The sequence below is a fragment of the Polaribacter sp. KT25b genome, assembly GCF_900105145.1.
Classification (GTDB): Bacteria; Bacteroidota; Bacteroidia; order Flavobacteriales; family Flavobacteriaceae; genus Polaribacter.
The window spans coordinates 3,364,396-3,378,356 of the sequence record NZ_LT629752.1 but is presented as its reverse complement, the minus strand read 5'-3'; the positions used below and the strand labels follow the sequence as shown (position 1 = coordinate 3,378,356).

The window sequence follows — 13,961 nt, the reverse complement described above, 5'->3', positions numbered from 1 at the left end:
GCGTTTATTTTGCGTATTATGTAACCTTTCGGTTTATTTTATAGTAATAGTTTTCAAAAATACGGATATTTTTACAGAATAAAGTAGGAATTTCTTAGATTTACTGTGAAATCAAATCTAAAAATATATACAATGAAAATTATAAAAAAAATAGCAATTATTTTATTAGTAGCTTTTGTCATTGCGCAGTTTTTTGGGCCAGAAAAAAATGAAGGAGATATTGCTTCTGTTCCGGTTTTTTTAGCAGAAACAAATCCGCCAGAAAATGTAAAAAAGATTTTAACAGAAAGCTGTTATGATTGTCATTCTAACAGTACAAGATATCCTTGGTATAATACAATTACACCCGTAAATTTTTGGTTAGCAGATCATGTAAAAGGCGGTAAAAAGCATTTAAATTTTTCTGATTGGAGTACTTATTCTTTAAAAAAGAAAGAACATAAAATGGATGAATTGTATGAAGAAGTTGAAAAAGGTGAAATGCCATTAGATTCTTATACTTGGACGCATTCTGAAGCAAATTTATCACAAGAACAAATAAACGAAATTGTTACTTGGGGCAAAAAAGTACAAACCAATTATCAGCAACAATTAAACTCTAAATAATTGAGTAAACAACAGGTTTTAATTATTGGGTATGTTTGGGTAGAACCAAATTCTTCTGCGGCAGGAAGTAGAATGTTGCAACTTATTAAACTGTTTTTAAAGCAAGGTTATAATATGACTTTTGCTTCTCCCGCTCAAAAAAGTGAAAAAGCATCTAGTTTAAAATCTTTAGGAATTGATGAAGTTTCTATTGATTTAAATAATGCTTCTTTTGATGATTTTATAAAAGAATTACAACCAACAATTGTGTTATTCGATCGTTTTATGATGGAAGAACAATTTGGTTGGCGTGTTGCAGAAAATAGCCCAAATGCAATCAGAATTTTAGATACAGAAGATTTACATTTTTTAAGAAAAACCAGACATCAACAATTAAAAAAGGGAGAAGAGTTTGCAACAGAAGTGCTATTAAAATCTGATGGTGCAAAAAGAGAAATTGCTTCCATTTTACGTTGTGATATGAGTTTGATTATTTCATCTTTTGAAATGGATTTATTAAAAACAGTTTTTAAGATTGATGAAAAAATCCTTTATTACCTACCTTTTCTGTTGGATAAAATTGATGAATATCAAATAAAAAAATGGAAGTCTTTTGAAGAAAGAGAACACTTTATTTTTATTGGTAATTTCTTTCATAAACCAAATGTTGATGCTGTTTTAACTTTAAAAAAAGATATTTGGAATAAAATTAGAGAACAGCTTTCAAAAGCAGAAATTCATATTTATGGAGCCTATTTAAATCAGCAAATACAAGAATTACACAATAAAAAAGAAGGTTTTATTATTAAAGGTTTTGCAGAAAATGCACAAGAAGTTGTTGAAAATGCAAGAGTAGTTTTAGCCCCTTTACGATTTGGAGCAGGCATAAAAGGGAAATTAACAGAAGCTATGATTTGTGGAACGCCAAGTGTTACAACCTCAATTGGAGCAGAAGGAATGTGCAATAATTTATCTTGGAATGGTTTTATTGAAGATGATTTTTCTAACTTTTCAGAAAAAGCGATTCAATTATATACAGATAAAAAGCTTTGGAAAACTTCACAGGAAAACGGAATTGAAACCATCAATCAAATCTATGATAAAGAACTTTTAGGTTCATCTTTTATCAACCAAATAAAAGAAATTCAACAGAATTTAGAACAGCACAGAACTCAAAATTTTTTAGGCAGTTTGTTACAACATCAAACTTTACAAGCTACAAAATATATGAGTAAATGGATTGAAGCTAAAAATAAGTAGGCTTTTTGTAAAGTTGCTCGCTAAGAACAATTATTCAATAGGAATATAATCTAAAGGCAAAGAATCTGCAAACTTTTCATAAGACCAATAACCTTCGTAAAAAACGTCTAAAGGATTTACTAAAGCTCCGTCTTTGTCTAAAATACTTGGAAATTTTAAAGGAATAATAGCAGAACTTTGTGGCAAAGGGTTTCTTATTTTACTAAATGCATTCCTTGTAATAAAACCTGTTTCTTCTAATTCTTTTGTGTAAACTACACTAATATTATTTTCAAAATCAAGATAAAAAACACCATTTTTTTGAGAAATAATTTCGTTGACAGGAATTTTAGATTTGTATAAATAATCTATAAATTTTGGTAGTTTAACCTTGTTTAAAGTTGATATAGCATTGGTTAAAGCAGTGTTTGATGTATCAATTATTTTAAAAGAATTTATAATTTCTTTATTTAATTGTACAAACTCTCTAGCTTTTTTAATTTCTTCTTCACTTGGTCTTTCTGGGTTGGGAACTCTTTTAAACTGATGCACTAAAAAGCCATCTTTGTACGTAGTATTTTTTACAAGAGATTGATAAAAATGCATTGAAGAACCGTTATATGCTTTTACTCTTTTTTTTCTCCATTTACGATGTTTTCTTTTGCTTCCATCTAAGTTTTTATATCTCGAATAACCCAAATAAGTAACTCGATTTTTGTTAATTGTAAAATCTTCTAATTCATACGTTATTTCGTAACCTAAACCCTTGTTTTTTATTATTAGAGGTTTTCTTGCAATAGCAGTAAGAACATTATTTTTTGCATCATAATCAAAATGTAAAACTTCCGGATTTAAAATTTTGCAATCTTGTGCTAGTTTTGTAGTACCAATAAATTCTTTTTTAAACCTAGAAACATTGTATTTCCAATCTTCATCATAAACTGTTTTTCTGATAATAATTTCGTTTAGTTTATTGTTTTCTTCTTCTAAATTAAAAATAAGTGGTTTTTTATAGGTTGATGTATTTAAGGTGTAGTTTATTTTTTTAAATCCTAAATAAGAGATAATTAAATCATGTTTTCCTTCTTTAATTTTTATAGAAAAATCGCCGTTTAAATCTGTTGTAGTTCCTATAGTTGTATTATTAAAATATACGGCAACACCTTCTAACGGATTATTTTTTTCGTAAACAGTTCCGGTTATTGTAACTTGAGCAATAGAAAAAAATGAAGTAAAAAATAAAAGAAATAAAAATCGATTTTTCATCTGATAAAAATAATCATTGAAAAATCGATTTCATTATAATCTATGTTAATTAGTGTTAACTTTAAACCAAACCCGCTCTTTTTAATAAAGCATCTGGTTTTGGTTCTTTGCCTCTAAAACGTTTGTATAAATCCATCGGTTTTTCTGTTCCACCTTTTGATAAAACGTTTTCTTTAAACTTTGTGGCTACTTCTTTGTTGAAAATTCCTTCTTCTAAAAAGTATTCAAAAGCATCTGCATCTAAAACTTCTGCCCATTTGTAAGAATAATATCCAGCAGAATATCCACCTTGAAAAATATGAGAAAAAGCAGTACTCATGCAATTTTCTGCAACATCTGGATATAATTTTGTATTTGAAAAAGCGTCATTTTCAAATTCTTTTATAGATGTAATTCCTGATGGATTTTGTCCGTGCCATTGCATATCTAACAACCCAAAACTTAATTGACGTAACGTTTGCATTCCCTCGTGAAAACTTGCAGATTCTTTTATTTTTTCAACATATTTCATCGGAATAACTTCGCCAGTTTCATAATGTTTTGCAAACAATTCTAACGCTTCTTTTTCGAAACACCAATTTTCTAAAATCTGACTTGGTAATTCAACAAAATCCCAAGAAACAGATGTTCCAGATAAGCTATTATAGGTTGTGTTTGCTAACATGCCATGAAGCGCGTGACCAAATTCATGAAACAAAGTTGTAACTTCAGTAAAAGTTAATAATGATGGTTTTGTAGCTGTAGGTTTTGTAAAATTACAAACGATTGAAACTTGTGGCCTTTCGTTAATTCCATTTTTAATTTGTTGTGATTTGTAACTTGTCATCCAAGCGCCATTTCTTTTCCCTTTCCTTGGATGAAAATCAGCATAAAAAACAGCAACAAAGTTTCCTTCTGTGTCTGTTACATTATATGTTTTAACATCTTCATGATATTTGTCGATATTAAAAACTTCTTCAAATTTTAAATCATATAAACGATTTGCAATTTCAAAAACACCATCAATTACGTTTTCTAATTTAAAATAAGGTTTTAAGATTTCCTGATCTAAATCAAACAATTCTTTCTTTAATTTTTCTGAATAATAAGAACCGTCCCATTTTTGAAGTTGATCAATTCCGTCTAATTTTTTAGCAAAATTTTCTAAATTTTCAAATTCTTTTAAAGCAGCAGGTTTTGCTTTTTCTAACAAATTATTAGAAAACTCAATTACTTTTTCTGGGGTTTCTGCCATTCTTTCTTCTAAAACAAAATGAGCATGCGTTTTATAGCCTAATAAATTTGCTCTTTGCTGACGAAGATTTACAATATTTAAAACTACGTTTTCATTATTGAATTCATTGTCTTGAAACGCTTTTTTACCAGCAGCAATTGCCATTTTTTTACGCAATTCTCTATTGTCTGCATACGTTAAAAAAGGAATGTAACTTGGATAATCTAAGGTGAAAATATAACCTTCTTTCTCTTTAGATTTTGCAACTTCTTTTGCAGATTCTTTTACGCTTTCTGGTAAACCTGATACGTCATTTTCATCTGTTAAATGCATTTCAAAAGCATGAGTTTCTGCTAAAACATTTTCGCCAAATTGTAAAGATAATTTAGAGAGTTGCGCATCAATTTCACGAAGTTTAATTTTAGCTTCTTCATTTAAATTTGCACCATTTCTAGCAAAACTTTTGTATTGCTTATCTAAAAGCATTTCTTGTTCTGGAGTTAAATCTAAATTTTCTCTAGTATCATAAACAGCTTTTACTCGTTTAAATAGATCTTCGTTTAAAGTAATATCATTGCTAAATTCACTTAGCCAAGGAGAAACTTCTTGAGCAATTTTCTGAATTTCATCATTTGTTTCTGCAGAATTCAAATTGAAGAAAATACTAGTAATTTTATTTAGTTTTTCGCCAGAAAAATCTAAAGCAACTGTTGTGTTTTCAAAAGTTGGAGCATCGGTATTATGTATAATTTCATCAATTTCTGATTTTGCAATTTCAATCCCTTTTTTAATTGCAGGTTTGTAATCTTCATTAGAAATTTTAGAAAAAGGAGGTGTATTAAAATCTTGTAAAAGTGGGTTCATTTTTAAAAAATGTATAATTGTTATTTGTTAAAAAGTGTAATTGTAGAAGAATAATATTATTTTCTAACTCTTTCAGAAGCTTGCTCAACTTTTAATTTTAAACCTTCTTTGTAAGCAATAATTTTATCTAAAACATATTTGTCTGAAGCACCAATAATTTGTGCTGCTAAAATCCCTGCATTTTTTGCGCCATCTAAAGCAACAGTTGCAACAGGAACGCCACCAGGCATTTGTAAAATAGACAAAACAGAATCCCAACCATCAATAGAATTTCTACTTTTTACAGGAACTCCAATTATTGGTAACGGACTCATACTTGCAACCATTCCTGGTAAATGAGCTGCGCCACCAGCACCCGAAATAATTACTTTTATTCCGCGTAAATGTGCGTTTTTAGAATAGTCAAAAAGTTTCTCTGGTGTTCTATGAGCAGAAACGATATCAACTTCTATTTGAATATCAAAACTTTCTAAAATATCTATTGCTTCTTGCATTATTGGAAGATCAGAATCACTTCCCATTATTATTCCTACCATATTTTTTCAATTATCAATTATCAGTTATCATTGATAACTGATAATTGTTTAATGTTAATTGTTTTTACTTATTACTCTAATTGTTTCTTTAACTTGTTGTGCTATTTTTCTAGCTTTATCAATATCAGTATTTACAATTGTAACATGACCCATTTTACGAAAAGGACGCGTTTCTTTCTTACCGTAAATGTGAGGTGTAACTCCGTCAATTTTTAAAATTTCTTCTATATTCTGATAAATTACATTGCCAGAAAATCCTTCTTCACCAACTAAATTTACCATAATTCCGGCAACCTTACTATCAGTATTTCCTAAAGGAAGATTTAAAATTGATCGTAAATGTTGCTCAAATTGATTGGTATAACTTGCTTCAATTGAATAATGCCCAGAATTATGTGGTCTTGGCGCAACTTCATTTACCAAAATATCATTGGTTTCTGTTTGAAACATTTCTACTGCTAATAACCCAACAAAATCTAAATCATTCACAACTTTTAAAGCCAATTCTTGTGCTTTTTTTGCAACAGATTCTTCAATTCTTGCAGGACAAATTACATATTCTACTTGGTTTGCTTCTGGATGAAATTCCATTTCTACAACAGGATATGTTTTAGTTTCTCCATCAGCATTTCTTGCAACAATTACTGCTAATTCGTTTTTAAACGGAATTAATTGCTCTGTAATACACTCAACATTTGGCAAAGATTCTAAATCAGAAAAATTTCTAACAATTTTTACACCATTTCCATCATAACCAAAACGTGCAGCTTTCCAAACAAAAGGAAAATTAATGATATCATTTTCTAAACAGTGATGTAATTCTTCTAAATATGCAAAATGAGAAAAAGGCGCTGTCGGAATTTGATGATCAAAGTAAAAATGTTTTTGTCTGGCTTTACTTTGAATAATGCGTAAATCTTTAGGTTTTGGATAAATCGTTAATCCTTCTGCTTGTAATTTATCTAAAGCATCAATATTTACGTTTTCTATTTCAATTGTTAAAATGTCTACCGTTTTACCAAAGTTGTAAACGGCATCAAAATCTAACAAATCTCCAACTTCAAAATGATTGCAAATTTGCGCACAAGGTGCATTTGGATTGCTATCTAAAATAGAAGTGTAAATATCAAATTTTTGAGTTTCGGTAAGAAGCATTCTTCCTAATTGACCACCGCCTAAAATTCCTAATTTAAAATCAGAAGAAAAATAATTTTTCACGTTTAATGTTGTTGTGTTTAAGCAAAAATAAGCATCTTATTTGGTAGTAAGCATTGTTTTATCTAGTTATTTGAAGTGTGCTGTTATTTGTTTGCATTACATTGTATTCTAAAGCAAAACACCCTTCGCCATCTATTGGAGAACCATTTAAAGAGTTGTATTCTTTTTTACTACAAGGGCAAATTAATTTTAAACCATCAAAAGTCATTTTATCGCTACAGTCTGCCTCTGGGCATTCTAAATCGTATGCTTTGTAAGAAGATGTACTTTTTATAATTAATAAATCTCTACCGTCTATAGTTGCTGATGCGTATCCTAACGGAACTTGTAAATTTAAAAACTGAGGATTGTTTAGGTTTATCGTTCCGCTTATATAAACATTAAGAAAGCAATTATTTATAATTGTTGTATTGTCTACACAGCCCGATAACAGAAGAAAACAAAAAGGGATAATAAGTTTTTTCATAATTTACAAATTATTACAAAATATGTAACGATGCAAATTTACAAATATTTTGTACATTTGTAATCTAATCTCATTCCTGTTAAGGCAATGGGATTTTTAAATTATAGAAATTATGAGTAACATATCTTATTATTCACCAGAGGGATTGAAAAAATTGAAGGACGAATTGCTACAATTAGAGCAAGTTGAGCGCCCTAGAGTTACACAAGAAATTGCTGATGCAAGAGATAAAGGTGATTTGAGTGAAAATGCAGAATATCATGCAGCAAAAGAAGAACAATCTCATTTAGAGTTTAAAATAGCTAAATTAAAAAACGTGGTTTCAAATGCACGTATTTTAGATGAAAGTCAATTAGATACTTCTAAAATATTGATTCATTCTATCGTGAAAATTAAAAATACTACAAACGGAATGGAATTTAGCTATACTTTAGTTGCTGATTCAGAAACTGATGTTAGAAATGGTAAATTATCTGTAAACTCGCCAATTGGTAAAGGTTTATTAGGTAAGAAAGTTGGAGATATTGCGGAAATTCAAGTTCCGAATGGAGTTATGAAATTTGAAATTATGGAGATTTCTAGAAAATAAAAAGTTTTAAACACAAATAAAAGTTTGAAGAAATTCGGGTTTTGGCAATGTCAAAATCCGAATTCTTTTTTATATTTACTATCAATTAATAAAGTTTTAAGATGAGCATATTCACCAAAATTATTACAGGAGAAATACCAAGTTATAAAGTAGCAGAAGACGCTAATTTTATTGCTTTTTTAGATATTAATCCGAATGCAAAAGGACACACTTTAGTAGTTCCTAAAAAAGAGGTAAATAAGCTTTTCGATTTATCAAAAGATGAGTATTTACAATTAATGGATTTTTCTTACAGAGTAGCAAAAGCGTTAGAGAAAACAGTTGCTTGTAACCGAATTGGAATGAGCGTAATTGGTTTAGAAGTACCTCACGTTCATGTTCATTTAATTCCTTTAAACGCAATGTCTGATATACAATTTTCTCAAAAAGTAAAATTGACAAATGAAGAATTTGTTAGTTTAGCAGAAAGTATTTCAGATAATTTTGAGTAATTATGAAAGGTTGGGTTAAAGTTGGATTAGGGTGGGGCGTTTGGATGTTTTTGGCTATGGCATTTATTTGGCCATTAATTGATGGAGAGGGAATTACACTAAAAACAGTCATTATAAAATTAATCTTTTGGATTATAGCAGGGCTTGTATTTGGATATTTATCAGCTAAATACAAAATAGCTAAAACCAAGTTTAGAAAGTAATCTCTTTGTCATTTCTGATGATGCAATAAAAACTAAACGCGATTTAATAAAATCTCAAAAGTAGTTCCTTTATCGATTTCAGATTTTTTTACAAATATTTTTCCATTATGATAATCTTCTACAATTCTTTTTGAGAGCGATAAACCTAATCCCCAACCACGTTTTTTTGTGGTAAAACCAGGTTTAAATATTTGCTTAAACATTTTTTTAGGCATTCCTTTTCCGGTATCAGAAACAGAAATTTTTACCTTTTTGCCAAAACTTTCTATTCGTAAAGTTAATTCGCCTTTTCTTAACATGGCGTCAATGGCATTTTTGATGAGGTTTTCTATAACCCAACCAAATAACTCTGAGTTTAATTTTATTTGAATATCTTCATCCGTAGTAAAAAAAGAAAATGAAATTTGTTTAGAACTTCTAGATTCTAAATAATCGAAAGCCTGTTTAGAAATATCTACAATATTTTCTTCTTTTAATTCTGGAATTGACCCAATTTTCGAAAATCGATTTGCAATAGCGTTCAATCGATGTACATCTTTTTCAATTTCAGTAATATAGGTGTCATTTACTTTTTCCATTTTTAAAATGGCAATCCAGCCAAGTAAAGAAGATAATGGCGTACCAATTTGATGCGCAGTTTCTTTAGCCATTCCAGTCCAAAGTTTATTAGTTTCTGCTGCTTTGTTAGAACTGTAAAACAGATAAATTACGGCTAAGAACAGTACTAAAATCAGTAAAAAAGCAAGAGGATAATAAGTTAGTTTATCTAATAAATCGGAATCTCGATAATAGATATAATCAGTTTTACCCAAATATTCAACCAAAATTGGTTGGTTTTGGCTTTTCATAATTGCCAGCTGTTCTTTTAAATATTCTGGATCTTTTTCTTTAATTGTATCTAAATTATTAGAACCTTTAATATTACCATCAACATCAACTAAAATAAAAGGAATATCTTTTGTTCTACTGATAATTTTTAAAGGTAATTCTGATATATTTTGATCTAATTCTTCAATACTTACGGTTCTTAATTCTTTAATAGCTTCGCCATGAATTTCCATTTTTGCTCTTTCAGCTTTTTTAAATTTCTGAAAAAAAGTATAGGTATTCCAAAGAATTAAAGAGACAATTATAAACGAAGCAGCAATTGTAAATCGTTTAAAAAATAGTGTTTTAGAGTAAACTTTCATCAAAACAAATATAAAGATTTCTAGTATATAACTCATTTCAAGATTTGATAGTATCTTTACATACCTAAAAATTTTTCAAATGCTTACTATAGATCCAAAAGAAATTTCTACAGGCAAATTACATGGTTATTTATTAGGTGCAATTGCGCCAAGACCAATTGCGTTTGCAAGTACAATTGATATAAATGGAAATCCAAATTTATCTCCGTTTAGTTTTTTTAATGTTTTTGGCTCAAATCCGCCAATTTTAATATTTTCTCCAGCAAGAAGAGTTAGAGATAATACTACAAAAGATACTTTAGATAATGTTTTAGAAACGAAAGAAGTGGTTATAAATGTTGTAAATTATGCTATTGTACAGCAAATGTCATTAAGTAGTACAGAATATCCAAAAGGAGTAAATGAGTTTGATAAAGCTGGCTTTACAATGTTGCCTTCGGATAAAATTAAACCCTTTAGAGTGGCAGAATCTCCAGTGCAATTTGAGTGCAAAGTAAAAGACGTGATTTTTACAGGAGATGAAGGTGGAGCAGGAAACTTGATAGTTTGTGAGGTTGTAAAAATTCATATTTCTGAAGCTGTTTTAGCTGATGATGGCAGCATCGATCAACATAAAATTGATTTAGTAGCAAGAGCTGGAGGTAATTATTATACAAGAGCAAAAGATGGTTTTTTCGAAATTTCGAAACCAGTTTCTACTTTAGGTATTGGAGTTGATGTAATTCCCATAGAAATTAGAAATAGTGCTGTCTTAACAGGGAATAATTTAGGCATGTTAGGTAATGTAGAGCAACTACCTACATTAGAAACTGTTAATAACTTTGGGAAAGATCATCCTGAATTTATTGGGATAGAAGTCACAAAAAAACATACATTTGCCAAACGGTATTTAAGTAAAAATGATGTAGAAAGTGCTTGGAAAGTACTTTTATTAAAATAGAAATTATGGAAGTTATTGGTAAAGTAAAAATAATTGGAGATGTTCAAACTTTTGGAACAGGTGGTTTTAGGAAAAGAGATTTGGTTGTAACGACTGATGATCAATATCCTCAAATGATAAGTATTGAATTTCACCAAGACAAAACAGATTTGTTAAACAATTATAAAGTTGGACAAGATGTAAAAGTATCTATTAATTTACGTGGTAGAGAGTGGATTAATCCAGAAGGACAGGCTAGATATTTTAATTCTATTGTTGGTTGGAGAATTGAGAATTTATCTCAAGGAACATCATCACAATCTGTGCCTCCAGTAGATAAATTTGAATCTGCTTCTAGTGTTTCTGATGAAGAACCAGATGATTTACCATTTTAGTAAATAAAATTAAATCATAGAATTTTTGATTTTGTGATAAAATAAAAGAGCGAATTCAGTTATGAATTCGCTCTTTTTTATATAATAAATTTACTTTCTTTATTCTGTTTCTAAAAAAAACATTTTAAGAAGTTGGTTTTTGCTTCTTTGGCGGCATTGGTCCGCGTAAATGAATAATTAATCCATTTAAAAAATTACGTAAAATTTGATCGCCACATTCTACATATTTTTCATGCTCTTCGTTTCTAAACAATGCACCTAATTCTCCTTTTGTAACTTTAAAATCTACTAAGGCACAGATTTTTACAATATCTGTATCTCTTAATTTGTGAGCTACTCTTAATTTTTTTAAAATATCATTATTTGTTAATCCCATAGTACAAATGTAAGTTTTTTAACTGACTACACTAAAAATTGCCCAAGCATAAATTGCAAATCTACCAAATCTAAATAAACCAAAAAGCACCACATTTTTAAAGGGATATTTTATCATTCCGGCAGCAACACATGCAATAGAAAAAGGAAGCGGTAATAAAGCACCCACTAAAATTAGAATTCCACCCCATTTACGAGTATTCTCTAAATTTTTAGCCATTTTAACTTCTAAATATTTTTTTACAGATTGTATTTTTAAAGCTGTTTTTCCTATAAAATAAGATATTAATCCTCCAGAATATGAGAGTGTTGCTAAAATTGCTAAATTTAAAATTGGATCATCTGTTTTTTTAGACCAAGCAATAAAAATTTCTGGTGGAATTAATCCTAATAAAGTTTCAGAAATAAAAAAAGTTATTAAAACGCCTAATCTAGAAAAAGTTTCGGTAAAATGATGTAAGCCATCATTAATATTATATACATATTTGTTAAATAAGAAAATAGCAACTACAATACCAATAATTGGTAGTATTGCTTTTTTTAAATTATTGCCAACAAATTGATAAAACCCCGTTCTAGCATAATAATTATGTATTAACGTTGCTTTTTCTTTTTTTGTTTTTATTCTTTTTTTTCTTTTTAACTTTCGCATTTTATGAGTTCTAACAAAATTAAAACGGATTGCAAAAATAAGAACAAAATCGTTATAAACATTGGTAAAAAATAAATATAAAGTATGATTTGGCTTACAGATAAAATTATTTTTCCTGACTATCAATTTACAACCAAAGACGGCATTATTGCTCTAGGTGGAGATTTATCTGTAAAAAGATTAGAATATGCGTATAAAAATGGCATTTTCCCTTGGTTTTCTGATGATGAACCTATCGTATGGTATTGTCCTTTTAAAAGAATGGTTTTATTTCCTGATGAATTAAAAGTGTCTAAATCCATGCGTAAAATCATCAATAAAAAAGAATTTGTAATTACTGAAAATATTGCTTTTGAAGAGGTGATTTATAATTGTAAAAACATTGATAGAAACGATGGTTTTGGAACTTGGATAACAGATGATATGCAACAAGCTTATATAAATTTACATAAAAAAGGAATTGCTAAATCAATAGAAGTTTGGTTAAATAATGAGTTAGTTGGTGGTTTATATGGCTTAGAAATTAATGGTATTTTCTGCGGAGAAAGTATGTTTAGTAAAGTGTCTAATGCGTCAAAAATTGCATTTATCCATTTAGTTAATAACCATGATTATAAGCTGATTGATTGTCAAGTTTATAATAATCATTTAGCTAGTTTAGGTGCAAGAGAGGTAGAAAGAGATTTGTTTTTAAAAATGTTAAAAGAGTAGTAGTTTTATTTTAAAAATAAAAAAACCTCGCAAATTTGCGAGGTTTTTAATAAGTATAGAATATAATGTTATCCTAAAGTAACTCTCTTAAAAGAACTTACTTCAACATCACCATATGTTTTAACATATTGTGCAACATTTTTCTTTTCATCTTTAATAAAAGCTTGGTCTAAAAGACATTGCTCTGTATCTAGAGTTGTGTTGTCAGAAATGAATCTTTCCATTTTTCCTGGTAAAATTCTATCCCAGATTTTTTCTGGTTTTCCTTCAGCAGCTAATTCAGCTTTAGCAGCTTCTTCAGCTTTAGCTAAAACTTCTTCAGATAATTGAGACATAGAAATAAATTGAGGAACATTTTTTAAAGTTTTTCCTAATCTACCTAATTCAATATTATCTTTTTCTATAACAGCAATTCTAGCTTCAGTTTCTGCAGCTACATAAGCAGGATCAAAATCTTTATAAGATAATGATGTTGCTCCCATAGAAGCAACTTGCATTGCAACATCTTTAGAAAGTGTTTCAGCGTTGTCTACAACAGCAGATAGACCTACTAAAGCAGCAATTTTACCAATGTGAGTATAAGCACCAACATAAGCAGCTTCAATTTTTTCGAAAGCTGTAATTTCTAATTTTTCACCAATAACACCAGTTTGTTCAACTAATTTATCAGCAACAGACATACCTCCAAAATCAGCAGCTAAGAAAGATTCCTTAGTATCATGATTTAAAGCGATATCAGCAAATTGACTACCTAAGGCAACAAAAGCATCGTTTTTACCAACAAAGTCAGTTTCACAAGCTAAAACGATTGCTACACCAGCAGTTTTTTCGTCGTTAATTTTTGTAACTGCAACTCCTTCTGTAGAATCTCTATCAGCTCTTTTTGCAGCAATTTTTTGACCTTTTTTACGTAAAATATCAATTGCTTTGTCAAAATCGTTACCAGCCTCAACTAATGCCTTTTTACAGTCCATCATTCCAGCTCCAGTAGCTTCTCTTAAGTTTTTAACATCAGCAGCACTTACTTTTACTGTTTCCATGTTACTTTA

At 29.2% G+C, this 13,961-nt stretch carries 17 protein-coding genes; 8 read left to right on the top strand and 9 right to left on the bottom strand.

What is annotated here, in order from left to right:
• Positions 1–132: 132 nt before the first annotated feature.
• Entirely contained in the window at positions 133–606 is a 474-nt protein-coding gene (locus tag BLT70_RS14605) for a heme-binding domain-containing protein (protein WP_091895932.1), read from the top strand.
• Positions 607–1,845, top strand: a complete 1,239-nt coding sequence (locus BLT70_RS14600) for a glycosyltransferase (RefSeq protein ID WP_091895929.1) — start codon at positions 607–609, stop codon at positions 1,843–1,845.
• A gap of 30 nt (positions 1,846–1,875) precedes the next feature.
• On the opposite strand, the gene BLT70_RS14595 is transcribed toward BLT70_RS14600, so the two are convergent.
• From BLT70_RS14595 to BLT70_RS14575, 5 genes are all read right to left on the bottom strand, one after another.
• Positions 1,876–3,090, bottom strand: coding sequence for a carboxypeptidase-like regulatory domain-containing protein (locus BLT70_RS14595; RefSeq protein ID WP_091895926.1), 1,215 nt, complete (start codon positions 3,088–3,090; stop codon positions 1,876–1,878).
• Between the two features lie 61 nt (positions 3,091–3,151).
• Complete coding sequence (locus BLT70_RS14590; RefSeq protein ID WP_091895923.1) at positions 3,152–5,167, bottom strand: M3 family metallopeptidase; 2,016 nt, start codon at positions 5,165–5,167, stop codon at positions 3,152–3,154.
• A 56-nt stretch (positions 5,168–5,223) separates the two neighbouring features.
• Positions 5,224–5,703 (bottom strand): 5-(carboxyamino)imidazole ribonucleotide mutase, encoded by a 480-nt coding sequence (gene purE, locus BLT70_RS14585; RefSeq protein WP_091895921.1) that lies wholly within the window; start codon positions 5,701–5,703, stop codon positions 5,224–5,226.
• Between the two features lie 54 nt (positions 5,704–5,757).
• Positions 5,758–6,921 carry a 5-(carboxyamino)imidazole ribonucleotide synthase gene (locus tag BLT70_RS14580; RefSeq protein WP_091895918.1) on the bottom strand — a complete coding sequence of 388 codons (1,164 nt, stop codon included), beginning with the start codon at positions 6,919–6,921 and terminating at the stop codon, positions 5,758–5,760.
• Positions 6,922–6,979: 58 nt separating this feature from the next.
• On the bottom strand, positions 6,980–7,387 hold the full coding sequence (locus BLT70_RS14575; RefSeq protein ID WP_091895915.1) for a hypothetical protein: 408 nt from the start codon (positions 7,385–7,387) through the stop codon (positions 6,980–6,982).
• 112 nt (positions 7,388–7,499) lie between these two features.
• Here BLT70_RS14575 and greA point away from each other — a divergent pair, with 112 nt between their 5' ends.
• From greA to BLT70_RS14560, 3 genes are all read left to right on the top strand, one after another.
• Positions 7,500–7,976, top strand: a complete 477-nt coding sequence (gene greA / locus BLT70_RS14570) for a transcription elongation factor GreA (RefSeq protein ID WP_091895912.1) — start codon at positions 7,500–7,502, stop codon at positions 7,974–7,976.
• Positions 7,977–8,077: 101 nt separating this feature from the next.
• The gene (locus tag BLT70_RS14565; RefSeq protein WP_091895909.1) at positions 8,078–8,467 is read left to right on the top strand and encodes an HIT family protein; all 390 of its coding nucleotides are present in this window, start codon (positions 8,078–8,080) and stop codon (positions 8,465–8,467) included.
• 2 nt (positions 8,468–8,469) lie between these two features.
• A complete protein-coding gene (locus BLT70_RS14560; RefSeq protein ID WP_091895907.1) occupies positions 8,470–8,670 on the top strand; it encodes a hypothetical protein in 201 nt (66 codons plus the stop codon).
• A 32-nt stretch (positions 8,671–8,702) separates the two neighbouring features.
• Here BLT70_RS14560 and BLT70_RS14555 read toward each other — a convergent pair whose 3' ends face one another.
• Positions 8,703–9,860: a HAMP domain-containing sensor histidine kinase gene (locus BLT70_RS14555; RefSeq protein ID WP_091895904.1), complete on the bottom strand. Its 1,158-nt coding sequence runs from the start codon at positions 9,858–9,860 to the stop codon at positions 8,703–8,705.
• Between the two features lie 79 nt (positions 9,861–9,939).
• Between BLT70_RS14555 and BLT70_RS14550 the strand changes: the two genes are divergently transcribed.
• Positions 9,940–10,800: a flavin reductase family protein gene (locus tag BLT70_RS14550; protein ID WP_091895901.1), complete on the top strand. Its 861-nt coding sequence runs from the start codon at positions 9,940–9,942 to the stop codon at positions 10,798–10,800.
• 5 nt (positions 10,801–10,805) lie between these two features.
• A complete protein-coding gene (locus tag BLT70_RS14545) occupies positions 10,806–11,174 on the top strand; it encodes a DUF3127 domain-containing protein (RefSeq protein WP_091897739.1) in 369 nt (122 codons plus the stop codon).
• A gap of 124 nt (positions 11,175–11,298) precedes the next feature.
• Here the strand turns inward: BLT70_RS14545 and BLT70_RS14540 are convergent, their stop codons facing one another.
• Together BLT70_RS14540 and BLT70_RS14535 are read right to left on the bottom strand one after the other, a co-directional pair.
• Positions 11,299–11,550: a DUF1456 family protein gene (locus tag BLT70_RS14540; RefSeq protein ID WP_091895899.1), complete on the bottom strand. Its 252-nt coding sequence runs from the start codon at positions 11,548–11,550 to the stop codon at positions 11,299–11,301.
• Between the two features lie 18 nt (positions 11,551–11,568).
• Positions 11,569–12,201 (bottom strand): YqaA family protein, encoded by a 633-nt coding sequence (locus BLT70_RS14535; protein WP_091895897.1) that lies wholly within the window; start codon positions 12,199–12,201, stop codon positions 11,569–11,571.
• 84 nt (positions 12,202–12,285) lie between these two features.
• Here BLT70_RS14535 and aat point away from each other — a divergent pair, with 84 nt between their 5' ends.
• Positions 12,286–12,912, top strand: a complete 627-nt coding sequence (gene aat / locus BLT70_RS14530) for a leucyl/phenylalanyl-tRNA--protein transferase (RefSeq protein WP_091895894.1) — start codon at positions 12,286–12,288, stop codon at positions 12,910–12,912.
• 68 nt (positions 12,913–12,980) lie between these two features.
• On the opposite strand, the gene tsf is transcribed toward aat, so the two are convergent.
• Complete coding sequence (tsf, locus tag BLT70_RS14525; RefSeq protein WP_091895891.1) at positions 12,981–13,952, bottom strand: translation elongation factor Ts; 972 nt, start codon at positions 13,950–13,952, stop codon at positions 12,981–12,983.
• Positions 13,953–13,961 lie beyond the last annotated feature (9 nt).

Excerpts from the sequence above, each read along its gene's own strand:
- BLT70_RS14605 (WP_091895932.1), top strand. The coding sequence starts at position 133 with ATGAAAATTATAAAAAAAATAGCAATTATTTTATTAGTAGCTTTTGTC.
- BLT70_RS14595 (WP_091895926.1), bottom strand. The coding sequence starts at position 3,090 with ATGAAAAATCGATTTTTATTTCTTTTATTTTTTACTTCATTTTTTTCT.
- BLT70_RS14590 (WP_091895923.1), bottom strand. The coding sequence starts at position 5,167 with ATGAACCCACTTTTACAAGATTTTAATACACCTCCTTTTTCTAAAATT.
- purE (WP_091895921.1), bottom strand. The coding sequence starts at position 5,703 with ATGGTAGGAATAATAATGGGAAGTGATTCTGATCTTCCAATAATGCAA.
- BLT70_RS14575 (WP_091895915.1), bottom strand. The coding sequence starts at position 7,387 with ATGAAAAAACTTATTATCCCTTTTTGTTTTCTTCTGTTATCGGGCTGT.
- greA (WP_091895912.1), top strand. The coding sequence starts at position 7,500 with ATGAGTAACATATCTTATTATTCACCAGAGGGATTGAAAAAATTGAAG.
- BLT70_RS14565 (WP_091895909.1), top strand. The coding sequence starts at position 8,078 with ATGAGCATATTCACCAAAATTATTACAGGAGAAATACCAAGTTATAAA.
- BLT70_RS14560 (WP_091895907.1), top strand. The coding sequence starts at position 8,470 with ATGAAAGGTTGGGTTAAAGTTGGATTAGGGTGGGGCGTTTGGATGTTT.
- BLT70_RS14555 (WP_091895904.1), bottom strand. The coding sequence starts at position 9,860 with ATGAAAGTTTACTCTAAAACACTATTTTTTAAACGATTTACAATTGCT.
- BLT70_RS14550 (WP_091895901.1), top strand. The coding sequence starts at position 9,940 with ATGCTTACTATAGATCCAAAAGAAATTTCTACAGGCAAATTACATGGT.
- BLT70_RS14545 (WP_091897739.1), top strand. The coding sequence starts at position 10,806 with ATGGAAGTTATTGGTAAAGTAAAAATAATTGGAGATGTTCAAACTTTT.
- BLT70_RS14540 (WP_091895899.1), bottom strand. The coding sequence starts at position 11,550 with ATGGGATTAACAAATAATGATATTTTAAAAAAATTAAGAGTAGCTCAC.
- BLT70_RS14535 (WP_091895897.1), bottom strand. The coding sequence starts at position 12,201 with ATGCGAAAGTTAAAAAGAAAAAAAAGAATAAAAACAAAAAAAGAAAAA.
- aat (WP_091895894.1), top strand. The coding sequence starts at position 12,286 with ATGATTTGGCTTACAGATAAAATTATTTTTCCTGACTATCAATTTACA.
- tsf (WP_091895891.1), bottom strand. The coding sequence starts at position 13,952 with ATGGAAACAGTAAAAGTAAGTGCTGCTGATGTTAAAAACTTAAGAGAA.